Annotated in this window: 9 protein-coding genes; 4 read left to right on the top strand and 5 right to left on the bottom strand. The window is 41.5% G+C overall.

Annotated features, from left to right (window positions below):
* Positions 1 to 7: 7 nt before the first annotated feature.
* On the bottom strand, positions 8 to 5,206 hold the full coding sequence (locus CDG79_RS15430; protein WP_094330339.1) for a hypothetical protein: 5,199 nt from the start codon (positions 5,204 to 5,206) through the stop codon (positions 8 to 10).
* 47 nt (positions 5,207 to 5,253) lie between these two features.
* Here CDG79_RS15430 and CDG79_RS15425 point away from each other — a divergent pair, with 47 nt between their 5' ends.
* Positions 5,254 to 5,784, top strand: a complete 531-nt coding sequence (locus CDG79_RS15425; protein WP_189525013.1) for a hypothetical protein — start codon at positions 5,254 to 5,256, stop codon at positions 5,782 to 5,784.
* Positions 5,785 to 5,948: 164 nt separating this feature from the next.
* Here the strand turns inward: CDG79_RS15425 and CDG79_RS15420 are convergent, their stop codons facing one another.
* The 4 genes from CDG79_RS15420 to CDG79_RS15405 all read right to left on the bottom strand — a co-directional run bounded on the left by CDG79_RS15420 (position 5,949) and on the right by CDG79_RS15405 (position 8,911).
* Entirely contained in the window at positions 5,949 to 6,323 is a 375-nt protein-coding gene (locus CDG79_RS15420) for a hypothetical protein (protein ID WP_094330337.1), read from the bottom strand.
* A 198-nt stretch (positions 6,324 to 6,521) separates the two neighbouring features.
* On the bottom strand, positions 6,522 to 6,932 hold the full coding sequence (locus tag CDG79_RS15415) for a hypothetical protein (RefSeq protein ID WP_094330336.1): 411 nt from the start codon (positions 6,930 to 6,932) through the stop codon (positions 6,522 to 6,524).
* Between the two features lie 243 nt (positions 6,933 to 7,175).
* The gene (locus tag CDG79_RS15410) at positions 7,176 to 8,372 is read right to left on the bottom strand and encodes a ParM/StbA family protein (RefSeq protein WP_094330335.1); all 1,197 of its coding nucleotides are present in this window, start codon (positions 8,370 to 8,372) and stop codon (positions 7,176 to 7,178) included.
* Complete coding sequence (locus tag CDG79_RS15405) at positions 8,369 to 8,911, bottom strand: hypothetical protein (protein ID WP_094342887.1); 543 nt, start codon at positions 8,909 to 8,911, stop codon at positions 8,369 to 8,371. The genes CDG79_RS15410 and CDG79_RS15405 overlap by 4 nt, the downstream gene beginning before the upstream one ends.
* A gap of 402 nt (positions 8,912 to 9,313) precedes the next feature.
* Here CDG79_RS15405 and mobV point away from each other — a divergent pair, with 402 nt between their 5' ends.
* The 3 genes from mobV (at position 9,314) to CDG79_RS15390 (ending at position 13,364) form a co-directional block, all read left to right on the top strand.
* Entirely contained in the window at positions 9,314 to 11,062 is a 1,749-nt protein-coding gene (mobV, locus tag CDG79_RS15400; protein ID WP_223269827.1) for a MobV family relaxase, read from the top strand.
* A 107-nt stretch (positions 11,063 to 11,169) separates the two neighbouring features.
* Complete coding sequence (locus CDG79_RS15395) at positions 11,170 to 12,798, top strand: ATP-binding protein (RefSeq protein ID WP_094330332.1); 1,629 nt, start codon at positions 11,170 to 11,172, stop codon at positions 12,796 to 12,798.
* Positions 12,795 to 13,364, top strand: coding sequence for a DUF192 domain-containing protein (locus tag CDG79_RS15390; RefSeq protein WP_094330331.1), 570 nt, complete (start codon positions 12,795 to 12,797; stop codon positions 13,362 to 13,364). The genes CDG79_RS15395 and CDG79_RS15390 overlap by 4 nt, the downstream gene beginning before the upstream one ends.
* The last annotated feature ends 38 nt before the right edge of the window (positions 13,365 to 13,402 follow it).

Here is a 13,402-nt window from a genome sequence, read left to right as displayed (position 1 = left end):
CCAATATTTATGCCTGCATTTCCATCTGTTTCTTTTTAGTAGTAGCTAAAGCTGCCATAGCTTGATTGTTAGCATTCTCAAAAGTTTCTAAAAGTTGGGGGGTAACTTTATTAACTTGCACTTTACCCGATTGTAGGCTCAAAACCACTTCACCATCTTTGTCAGCGATCGCTAAATCCCTACTTTCACTTTTGTAAGCCAAATCGTAGACTTTGCCCCTGACGACAGTAAAACCATCTTGGGCAGGTTGACCCCAGACCATGCCAATCCTTTGAGCAATTTGAGTCAACCGACTGATGACTTCAAGCTCAAATGTATCTTTATTCATTACTGTCAATGCTTCGGCTGATAATTGCTCACCAGCTTTAAACCCATTTGCCACTTCTACAATGCGTTTTTTGTAATTTTCCGGCTTCCCTAACTTATCTGCGGCATTGTACCAACTTCTCAAGTCATCAATAGTGACTGATTGAGGTTGGACTTCTTGATTGGGTACGGCTCTGTTTTGTGGTTCAGGAAACGGGACTATAAAACCCTCCACATAATCTCCCAAGGGTTCAAAATGTAGTCCCCAGACCTGCCCTTTGCCTGTGAACAGTTCTGGTAATGCCTTGGGTGAGTGCTTTTCCATATCAGCCCACTGCTGTTGATAAACGGGGTCAGCAATCATATCAGGTGTGATTTGATACTGCTTACCGACTCGAAAGGCGACTTGCTTATCAATGCCTGTCGCCAGAGCAATATCCCCTTCCTTAAACCCATACTGTTTGTATGGCTCTTTAGCTCTGGTGGTATGAGTTCGACCATATCCTCTCATCGCATCAATACAAGTGTTTACAGGTAGTGGGTTCGGCTCACCATGCATCATTAAAGGGTAGTTCATCGGAATCGGTTTGCTTTTGATGGCTATTGGGGCGACATTTTGAATATCTTGGTTTGGGTGGAATTGAGCGCTTTGTTGAGGCGGGGATTGTGCTGATTGAGATGGAGGTTTCAAGAATTGCGGTCGTGTGGCGAGGGAATTAACTCTTTGTTGATAGTCACTATCCGTTTCAATAATTGACCCAAATTTCTTGGTCATGTTCTCCAAAGTTTTGGCAGGGATGGAGCTATCAACCAAGTTAAACACCGCTAGACCTTTTTTAGTTTCCCTGATAACATCTTCTATTGGTACTTGTTTCCATTCAACTTTTTGAGCAGTTAACCATTTAGTCACAGTCTCAGCTTTATAGTTGTCAACAGCCAAGCCCATGACTCCAAGTTTTTTGTTTGATTCTGTCGAAAATAAGAAAGTAGGACGCTCTTTAATCTGATGTAGAATATTCGCACTACTCTCAATCATCTCTTGTTGTTCAGAATTAACCGATTGAGTCCCAAAACCCTGAAATTCCTTCGTCCATATCTGGGGATATTCAACGGTATTAGGATCAATTTGAGCGCAAATAACAGAAAAATTACTTTCAACGATTGCAGGCGCAAGTGTAAGTTTTCCGGTTTTGAGCAATCCAAGTTGTCTGAGCGCGTCTTTGTCTTTTTTAAAGTGCAACACTCCCAAGGGTTTACCATTCAAAAATACAGCATCCCTAGTTTTAGAAGCTGAGGTTTCGATAGTCAGTTTTCGGTAATCTTGATCATTGAATGTCTGACCAGAAAAATCATAGAAGTTAATTTTATTAATTTTGAGGAGATTTCCATTGGGAGACTCACCCAGGACAAAAGCTTGATCTCCTGTCTCAGAGATTGACGTGAGCTTTAATTTTAGGTGATTACCATTTTTGAGATAATTAATTTCTTTTAACTGTTGGGCAGAATCACTGTCTAACTCCCCCAGAGTTTTGCCATCAATTTTGATTTTTACTGTTTTATCAGGAATCGGCACAGTGCCAAATTCTAAGTTGACCGGTTCGGCGTTAAAAACAAGTCCTGCATAAGAGAAGTTCTTGAGTTCACGGATAGTAATTTCAATCGGCTCGTTTCCTGGCAGTCCAATAGTTGCTTTGGCAGTAGCAGGTTCTATCCCAATGAAATTAGCTTGCGCCTTTGTGCCAATTGGTAACATTCCAGCCCTGGTTTCGAGCATGGCGAATTCCTTATATTCGCCGTCAGCATCCTGGACAAACATTAGTCTGGAAACGTGGCGTTCATGTCCTGGTGGATGGTGAGAAGCTCTGATTTCTATCGGGTGCTTTTCGTCTGGGTTCCACTTTCTACCCAAAAATTGATTTGCCTCATTCAAAAGTGTGACTAACTTCGGTTCGGTAAATTGCAGTTGCTCCAGGCGGGAGATAATTTCATTGGGGAAAGCAGCGAAAGCAAAATTAGAGACTTTTTTAGCGATCGCTTGGGGGTTTGCGTTTTCTTTTCTTGCAACTTCAAGTTCATCTTGGCGGGATGCACAGATGCTCCAAGCGGCGGCGGATAGAGCAAGTTTTTCTGACTCTGGGATAGAAGCGTAAAATGCGAGAGCCGCCTCTTGTGCCTTGTCGAAAAGTAATTTAGTTTGGCTTCTAGTAAGTTCTGGTTTTAGTTCTAGGAGTTTAGCTCCCTGCATGGCCATCCCCACCTTGAGGTTGTGGTCAGTCACAGATTGTTGGCTAACTGTCCCCAGGTTGCGGTAAGCGGGTTTTCCATCTTTCCCAACCTCGCCATCTATCTGTGCAACTGCTAGTAATTTGTGGGGGCGTTCTTTAGTTCGCCATTTCTCTGGTATTTCGTCTAGGCGAATATTCAACGTCTGGGCTTTCCAGATTAAGGGGTGTCCGTAACGGGTGAGATTGGTGATTTCTAGTTTCGCCCCCTGTGGAGTTTGGATAATTGCAGATGGCCCTTTCTCAGTTTCACGCCGTTGGGACATCCGAACCGCAGCGTTGAATTTCTGATCGAACTCGTACTTCGCGGCGATCGCTGCAAATTTTTGCTGTGGTGTAAATTCTACTCCTTTGAACAAGTCTTTAAACTGGACGATGGGACGCGATTCTAACTGTGATTCTTGGAAATATTTATTGGTTTGGCTAATTAATAATTCTACTGGTGAGTAGCCCTTTGGTGTTATCCCTGTGCTTAAATAAACTGACGAAGATTTCTTATCTTTAATATAATTAACATCACGATATAAGTAGCGGCTGTTCTCCCTGATTAAATCCATCTCAGGTTTTTTTGCACTTTTGAATAAATCAACCGCTATTTGGTTTTGATAACATCCCTCACCAATCATTTCTCGGTACATCAGGCGGTTAACATCCATTGCCTGCTGAATAATCTCTGGAGTTCTTTGACCCAAAGCAAGTTCAACAAACCCTTGCATATAAGATTTATATTCTTCTCGGATTAACTTTGGCTCTTTCTGGTGTTCTTGCTCAAATAGGGCTTTATAATGACTAGAAACTTGGTCTAAATAAGTTGATTGTTGTTCGATAGTCCCATAAGTTTTAAGTACTTCAATTTCCGATTCTAATGCCTCCAGTGCTGTCACTTGATTGTTGATTATACCCACGCTGATGCTATCGCTCATGTGGATAGCAATTTCTTCAAATGGGGGCTGGGTTCCATCGCTAGGATCATAAAATGATTGTTTTTTGAGCTTAACCGTGGGCGAATAGGCGTTTTGAGGAAGGTTTCTTCGCTCTGCCTCTGCTGTTAAATTAGGGTATAAGCTAGCTCTTGCCACACCAATGCAATCACCATCGTAGTCTCGTGCTTGGCGTTCCGATTCGGTTTCTGCTGGGTCGATAAAATCAACATCGACCCCTAGCGCTTCTAACTCTATAATTCTTTGCTGTATGCGCTTGTGGTCTTCGTCATTAACTACAATTATGCCTTCTAAGGGTTCACCATCTGGCCCTAACTGATCCTTAACATATTTATTATTAGAAACACACAAACCATTAGAGTTGAGAAAAGGAGAACGGAAGTTAAGAATTTTTTCTTGCTCATCAAGCCAAGAGACACAAATTTCACCATTTTTGAGTTCCTTGGAAGGAATAATCATCCCTCTGTCAAAAGTAAGCGTTTTCCCAACAGCAATATCTCGCCACTCACTTTGTACAAACCGACTTAATTCCTGTTTGACCTTCTCAGTCTCTAATAACTGCTGATGCCCTAGTAAATCGGCTTTAATGAGTTTGTACATGAACAAGTCATCTTTAGCACTCTCATCACCCAACTCCTGATCTACATCTAAGTCATCATTTGTCCCTAAGTTTTTAATATCTGTTTCTTGATTGATAATGTCTGATGTTTTTAATTTATTTTGGTTCAATGATTCTTTACGTTTTTCATATCTTTCACAATAGTAAGCAGCAACAATTCTTGGGTCATCTTCAATAGAGGCTAATCTTTGAGCTTGTACCTCTAGTTCTTCAGCAAAATCTTTAATTCCTTGGGGGAAAGATGCCAGCAGTTGGGAGATAGACATCTGACCTTGTTGAGATTGTGCTTTTTCAGCTAACCAAATATTTTGCTGATATAATCCTGGTTGAATTTGAGGTTTAGTAGGACCTTTGGGTCTATCCTTGTCTGTTCCCTTAAAACTGCTTACGGGAAGAATTATATCGATTTTTGGTTCATTTTTAGAATTTGCATATTTTATTCTATCTAGTCTGTATGGTCGCAGTGTTCCTTTGCCAAAGCGATATTCAGTCGTATCTTCTCCAACTCCATCTACCCAACCAAATCGATGTTGAATTACACGATAGCTTTTATCTGTTTGGGATTCCCTTAAGGTTAGCTTGTCATAAAGTTGTGTTGAAATCTGCCCATAACAATCGCCAACTAATTTATATGCCAAATCATTCGATAATATCCCTCCATTTTCACCCCTGTTATCAGTAGAATCATCTACTACTAAAATGTTTAGCTTTTTGTGAATCGCATTTTTACAAGCCCCAAGGAAGATAGAACCATAAGCACCCCGGTCTTTACTATCTGGACAAATTTTTTGAATCGTTTCTAAACATTCTTTATCTCCATAAAGTAAGCGAGTCTTAGAAGACAGTAATAAAATTTGTCCATCTGGATGATTCTTTAATTCTTCAGCAGTGCTGTATTCATCTGAATGTCCAAATGAGAATTCTTTGTCAGGAAAGTAAAATTCTAGTAAAGTATTACTGAGCTTTTCAGTTAAAATTGATTGAGAGTCGGTTCTGCTATCGTCTATATAGATCCACTGATTTAAACGAGGGTCAAAATGCTTTAATTCCAAAGTCATAAGATTTGAAATTTGATGAATATTAATTAAATTTTTGAGAGGTTTTTATGTCAAGGATTAAGCGTTGGATAAATATGAATAATGAAGAATTCAACCCAGATGGAAGTTTGAAAAGTGAAGCTCGGCAAGAAATGTTATCCAAAGGTGAAGATCCAGGAGCAATTGATAGTTATGCTCGTAGAGCAAAAGAAGAGTATGACGAGTGGAAACACCTGGACGAGACTGATCCAGAATCGTGGCCAATCTACACAGCCTACGATTTCTTCACTGAACAAGAAAAAAAGGAGTTTAACCCAGATGGTTCTCTCAGACCTGAATATGTAGAATATGCTCAGAAAATTGGCATCAGTGAAAGTGCGCTAGAACAGCTTGAGTGGCGCAAGAAAATGGAGGTTGATAATTACAATAAAGTGTCTGCCGATTATGTAGAACAAGGCATCAACTTTGGTGCATGGTTGATGAGAGGAAGGATTGAAGATAGCAGAACATACGTCCAACGTCGGCAGCAGATGGAGCAAGACCTGCGTAACTTTGAGGATGTTGACAGCTTGCCTTTCGACAAGAACACAGCATATTAAGCGGGAGCTATGCAGAGCGAGTGATAATATAAGCTGAAAGCATTATCAGACAAGGCTCTCAGCTTTTTAACGGCATTCTTTTACATCTGCAATTGCTCCCCTTGTACTGAGCGTAGCCTCTCCAAGAGTTGTATTACGACTGGGTGAAAAAGCGGATTGTTTGGTTAATTAGCTTGCCGTTCTATAGCTGGAGGGATTACCCCAGGCGATCGCACAACTGATTTGTTGGAAGCGGCGGCAAGGAACGCAAACATTCCTAGAATGGCAAAGGACGTAATAATTACTTGCTGTACAGATGCAAAGACCGACTTTTCTTTCTCCTTTTGGACAGTAATACGATTCAGATTCTGTTGAAATGCCGAGAAATACAAATAATTCAACACTTGTTTACACAAGGCGGGGTCTTCACCTTTTTGGACTTTTTGACACAGGAGAATTTCTAAATGCTCTTGGCGGCGATCGCTTGTAGATAAATCGCGCTCGTCCCACAGTTTTACTTGGGTTGCATCTAAAGGTCTATCAATACCTAATAAAGTCATAAATATGTCCTCATTTAATTGTTGGGTTAGTTGAGGGAACAGGTGTAATCAACAAGTCAATTACACCCTACTGTGCTTTTTGAAAAATGGAACTCATACCTAACTTAAGAAGTTTATATACGCCCTCTAAAAAGAACTAGCTACGTTAGTACTGAAAAAATCGGTACTGGAGTAGCTAGTAAAGTTAGTGAGTTTATGCTATATTTCCCATTCCAAATCTGGTTGTAGAGATGGGGATAGAATCTGTGCTTTCGATGGTGGTTGGGGTGTATCCGACTCCAACGGGTTCGTCCCATCCTGGAATAATTCTTGTGCCAGAGTCCGGCCATCGCCGTCAATGTCACTACTCAAGAAATACTCCAAAACCTGCGGTGTAGCACCATCAATTGCTGCTTGTGCTAGTAGGGATTTGATGAATTGGGGAGATGCCTCACTATCAGCTAGTACCTTCAAGGTTTGCTCGGCATCTTGGATGGTCATTTTGGAGATATCCTTAACTCCAACTTCGTCCCAGACATCCCCAAAATACTGTCGATATTGCTGATTGAAGTCTTGCTCTTGGGCAAATCGTGATAATTCTTGTACCTGCAAATGTGTCATTTCAGCCATCTTAATTTGCCAATGTTAATTGTTCGCGCTTGTTACTGTTAGAGCGATCGCACTTTCAGATGAGGAAAGGTGCAAGTTGAAGCATATCTCTTACCAAGAGAGGCTTTTACGATGTTAGACAGATATTCTGTCTAACATCAAGTGCAAAATATGAGCCTTGGACTAGCGGCGATCGCTACTAGCAAAATATGAAATAAACACATTCAATTTAAAATCTCAAATCCAAAATGTGTTTTTTGAGAGCTACACTCTATTGATAGAAGTGAGATGATTAACTGCTGGAGAATAAGAATCTGGTACTAATTTCTGTTTGCGCTCATAGCAAAAATTTTCATCCAGCATTCTCACATAACTAATATGAGTTGCCCAAACATCAGCCAGTCGCTCACCCAAGCCAACGGTATCTAATGATTTGGGAATAACTACTCCACCATTCCAAACGATAGGGATGCTTTCTGTTTGAAAATATTGTGTCAGTTCTCGACGCACAAACTCACCAGTACCACCACAGATGAGAACTTCGTCTAATGGTACATGGTTTTTGACCCAGCGCAGCAATGCTCGACAGTATTCATCCCGAATCACTTCTAAAACTGATTTAAACAACTCTAAATCCGAGTTAATTCCTGATGGTGTATTCCTACGTGACAAATTTCGTAATGCAGTGAAATTACCTTTACTTGCTTCCACTAAAGCCGCCGCTATACACGGATCATCTTTCGATAGTCCTACGCTAGTACGTTCGACAAACTTTTGTAACACCCAATTCATCCCCAAGTCTGTCGATTCTTTCTTTGCTACTTTCCCTTTTTCTGAAAGGGTAAAACTGGCATTACGATGACCCAGCATTAACAATCCTATATTTTTTTGAGAAAATACATTCCCTAGAGCGCGATTTCTGTAAGAAATAATACCTGTTCCTTCAGGAAGATTTTTGAAGCTATTGACCTTAATTTTCATTCTTCCCGTTGGCGTTATTACTCCTTGCCTATAGTTCAAGACAAACTTTTTAGCCAAATCTTGTACATTCTTCTCTTCTCCAGGTGGTAGCAAAATCTGGAGAAACATTTCGTGAATATCTAGATTTATTTGACGTTTAGCTAGCCACAACAAACCAGCAACCTTTGATAAGGCATATTCAGACTTCAAATCTTGCAGTGCCGCAGTTCCAGCAAACTCTCTTTTTGCAATACTCCCTAATACAGAATATTCCTGACCAATTCTCACCCAAGCGCTATCATCAGGCAGCGCATCTACAGTTAAATGTTTGGTTGAACCCTCTCCCACATCGGCAACTTCTGGACTCATCCACAATGCAAATGGCACTCCCGCCGGATAAATCTGGGCGATCGCCTTGGTTGAACTACCCCCCAAGTCTGCCGTCAGTATAAACTGTACGACTTGGCTTGATTTGTCCTGATTAGTATTTGTAGTTGTCATAAATTTTTATTACCGTTTGTTTCGTCAAATCCCAACAATTGAGTAGCCATTAATAAGTCTGGTGTCATTTTCAAGTCCATTAATCCCAAATCATCATCAGATAGTAAGGATTCTTCCTGCTGACTTGTTTGCTCTAGTTCCTCTTGTTCTTCTTTCTCTTTGCGAATCACATTTGTTGAGATTGGCAAGCTTTTTTCTAAAATCGATGATTTGTTCTGCTCTATTTGTTGTGGTGGCAAAATCGCACTACTCTCTACTTCAAAAGAATTAGAAACCTTTTGCATTAAAATTCTAATCTTTACTAGCTTTCCTTCCAATTCCCCAATACTCGACAAGCAAGCTTCAATAAATTCCTCTTTACTTACCTTTCCCACTAATGCTTCTATTAGCCAGTAACTTGTCACTGCTTCCATTGTCAGTTCACCTGCCGACTTTTTTGATCGATGATTCACCAAGTATTCAATAGTTCTTCCATCCCAAGAATCATGTCTCCGTTTTACTCTTGGCAGTTCAACGTCTTTGCTTCCCTGTTTGTCCATTTTTAAAAACCAGTACAGTTGTCTTATTGTTTACATTTGCAATACTTGATACAAAAATGAGTATTGCGGGTAGTCTAAATGAGTATTTAGGCGGAGAAATCCCCCTTTTTCTCTCAATTGCGTTTCCACTGTGTTTTCACTGCGTTGCGCTTTTTCCCTCATTTATGAGTATCCGTGCGTAATTCGTACCCAAATTATTCACTGCTTAGAATCAGGCGACTAAATGCCTGGGGTCTTTGCTATGTAAGCACTTGAGCTAGTTAGGTATTAGAGTTCCTTCAAAAAGTCTTTCAAGCCGCTAAAATAATCGTACTTACTACGACTATCTTCACTTTTTCGCATTTGAGCAATTTAGCTATTTTGGCGACTAGTCGCAATTGCTCCGATTTTGGGTAAATCAGCGTGATAACAAAATCATACCAAGTTTATCCAAGATGTGAAGCCATGAGCTACGCGATCGCGCGATTAAAAAAATTAAAGCGGGGTAACATATCAGGGAGTGCATCTCACACTGCACGAGAAAGAGAAACGCCAAACGCAGATCCCACTCAAAAAAATATTCGGTTCATCGGTAGCCTCGACCCAGAGGAACGACTAGAGGATTTAGTCTTAGCTAAGATAGGGGACTCGGAGCAGAAGCGGAAGATTCGCACTGATGCGGTGTACTGCGTGGAGTTACTGTTGAGTGCATCGCCCAGTTATTTCCGTCCCGACTGCCCCACCCAAGCCGGTTACTATGAACCACAAAAGTTGGATAACTGGGTAGAAGCGACTCACCAGTGGTTAGCGGATGGATATGGATCTCGCATTGTCCGCGCCGAGTTACACCTGGACGAAGCCACCCCCCATATTCACGCTTATTTTGTCCCCCTTGATGATGACGGGCAGCTACGGTGCAATCATTTCTTTGACGGGCGGCAGAAAATCCAACAATTTCAAGATTCTTACTACGACATGATGCGGTTAATTGGGTTGGAGCGCGGTATTAAGGGAAGCAGAGCAAAGCACCAAGACATCAAGGATTTTTACCGCATTGTGGAGGAGGGGCGCGATTTAGAAGTTAATGAGCTAAGTGCAGAACATCTTTTAGCCAAAGCTGCCGACCGAGACAGGGCGAATCAGCGTAAGCAAGAGATGGAAGCTACAGCCAAAGCTCTCTCACTTGAGAATGACCAATTACGGCGGCGGATAGAGCAATTAGAACAAGATAATCAATCAATAAGAAAACTTACCGAATGGTCAACTGATTTAGCTTTAGATGATGTTGCTATTGAGTTGGGGCTGTGGCGTAAAGGGAATGAATGGGTAGGAGGAAACCACATCATTAATATAGATGGCTCTAAATTTAGCGACCTTGCTCCCGGTTCTCATTTTGAAGGTAATGATGCAATTGGTTTGGTGAAACACGTTAATCAATGCAACCAAACAACTGCGATCGCATGGCTGGGGGAAAGATTTGGTGAAGTCGGCGCAAAACGTGCAGCGATCGCTCATGCTCAAAAAGTTACGGCTCTTATTATCCAAACTCAACCAGCACCCCAATTCACCCCACCCATTGAGGATAAAGCTAACTGGTCAGGCGTTGAACATTACCTAACCCAGAAACGAGGCATACCTTCTGATTGCATACAAATGTTACATAATCAGGGGCTAGTTTATGCCGACTCAAAAGCAAATGTTGTGTTTGTGATGCGGGACTTGGAAGGGAATACCAAAGGGGCTTTTTTAGAAGGTACAACCAATAAATTCTCTGGTTATGAATTAGGTACAGTTCGCCGTAATAGCTGGTTTTACTTTACTTTAGGGAAAAAGCTTAGTGATAAAGCTAGCACTGCTGTACTGTCTTTTTCTCCCATTGATGCCATTTCAGTAGCCATGCTGGAATATCAGGTCAAAGGAATACCAGAAAACAGAACAGTTTACATGGCAGTAGATGACACTTCAAGTTTACCTGTTGAAAGATTACGTAATGTTGCTCATGTACAGGTAGCTTTTAGTCAATCAACAGTGGCACGGGCTGTTAAAGAGCTACTGCCACACTCGACTCAACTCAAGTGCGAAAGTCGGGATTGGAATACGCAGTTAATCAATTTCTCCCATCAATTGCAACAACGTTATTCACAACAAAACCACGAGGAATTAGAGCTATAGTTGCAAAAAAGTCAAGCTACTCTAGTACCGATTTTTTCAGTACTAAAGTAGCTAGTAAAGAGTTTTAGCTATCAATAATATTGGGGTGAAAATTAGCTAAAATCCTGATGAATAATGAGTTAACAAAGCAAATATTTGGATTAATTAAGCTTAACAATAAGCTGATTGCTGTCGAGTCTCCATTGCAAGAGAGGGTCAGGCTGCTTATTAATCTAGCCAGTGAATGCCAGCGCCTGGACATTAACTGTTACCTGTGGACGCTGGAGGATGATGCGCTACAGCAGTTATCTACTAATGAGGAGGGATTAAGTTTAAAAACTGTTAACCAGTATCAGGCGAGCGCCAAAAGCAGACGCGAACATTACTTTGAAATTCTGCGGTTTTGGAAAACCACCGATTTAGAAGGAATCTTGATACTAGAAGGTATATTCCCTTGGCTGGGGTCAGCTACCACTGACCCCGATTTCTTTCTGACGGCGGAGTGGATTAAGTCTGCCCTCATTAATCTGAAGCTGTACAATTGCAATGCTAACAAAACAGCGATTTTGCTAGGCTCAAACGCTAGTCTCTCATCTGACATTGCCCCCGAAGTTCCGACAGTCATTCAACAACTGCCAGCTACCCTGGAAATAAACAGTTATTTATCCCAAGTATTACCGGATTACAGTCATAGCGATATTCATGCGACGGCGAACGCCTCAATAGGGATGTACTTGGCAGACATTGGCTATGGAATCAGACAGGCGATTGCAAATCATGAAATTACACCGGATGAGTTAGTGTCTCAACTGTCCGCTTACAAAATCGAACTGTTTAAGCGAATTTATAGTATTCAATTCCTTCAGCCCCCAGCTACCCCTATCGGTGGTTTAGAACTGATGCAGTCGGCATTTAAAACCTACAAGCGGTTATTAACAACACTGGCAAAAGCGTACAATCTTCGTTTACCCAAGGGGATTTTACTAATCGGCCCACCGGGAACAGGAAAATCTTACTCGGCTAAAGCAAGTTCTGCACAATTGGGGCTACCTCTGATTATCTTGGAGTGGGGTAGTTTCCGCAGTTACGGTAATTTGGCTGAGTACAAGCTAAAAAGCTTACTCGCACTGGTAGACCGAATCAATCGTGTAATTTTATACTTAGATGACTTTGATAAGGGATTCGCTGGGGATGATGATTTATCCAAACGCCTAGCTGGTATGCTTTTGACCTGGATGCAAGAACGTACTAGTGAGGTTTTAATTATCGCTTCGGCTAACAATATTCAATGGCTACCACCAGAGCTAACCAGAAGTGGACGCTTTGACGAGATTTTCAAGGTGGATCTCCCAAATTACGGCGAACGGCACGAAATATTCAAGATTCACTTAGCCCGTTTCGATCCTCGTTTCCGCGATCGGGGCGATGGGTACAGCGAAGAAGAATGGAAAAGGTTACTCAAAGCCACGCAGCGATGTGTCGGTGCGGAGATTCAAGCCATTGTTGAACGTGCCGCCGTCTCTAGTTTCTGTCAAATGTTTGGCGACGATGTTTCTCCCCTTCAAGAACTACCACCACTAGGAATTACATTGTCGGCATTGCTGGCTGCAAGGCAGAGTATGAATCCTCTGGCAATCCGCGAAGCTGACCGAGTTGAAAGTATGCGTAACATTGCGGCTTTGCATGGCCTTCCATCTAGTCCAATTGATTCATCTATATATAGTCTCGGCAATGTTGATATTTTTGGTGAAACATGAAAACTTTAAAAATTAATTCTGAAAAGGATTTATACGTTGCTGCTTTCAAGTTACTGAACATACTAGGCCCTGTCGCTGGAGTATCAATTATCATCGGCACTGTGGCGCTTGGTTACGTCCAAACTCGTCCCCAGGATTTACCAGTTACGCACATTCTCACCAAAGGCGGTCGCACATTTAACTTGGAAGCCGCTTCTACACCAGAGCAATTAGAGAAAGGGCTGAAATTTCGAGCATCCTTAAACGGCGATGGCGGAATGTTATTCAATTTGGGAGGAGAAATTTATAATGTGCCTTTCTGGATGTACAAGGTAAATTTTCCATTAGACATCTTTTATCTTAAGGACAATGTGGTGACAACTGCGGTTTACAATGCCCAACCGTGTTACAAAAACCCTTGCTCTATCTACAAAGGGAAAGTTGCCAATCAAGTGCTAGAGCTAGCAACAGGCGCTGCCAATATCAAGGTTGGCGATAGGCTTAACATCCAACCCTCATCAGTTTTGCCTAAGAATAATATCAGTGTTGACAGAGGCAGTTCTTTGAGAACCAAAAATAATCGCTAGTAATTGTATAACGTATTTTTTTAAAATCAAGAAACCAT

It is taken from the genome of Nostoc sp. 'Peltigera membranacea cyanobiont' 232 (assembly GCF_002245985.1).
In the GTDB taxonomy this organism is placed as follows: domain Bacteria; phylum Cyanobacteriota; class Cyanobacteriia; order Cyanobacteriales; family Nostocaceae; genus Nostoc.
This window is presented reverse-complemented; position numbering and strand designations above follow the sequence as displayed.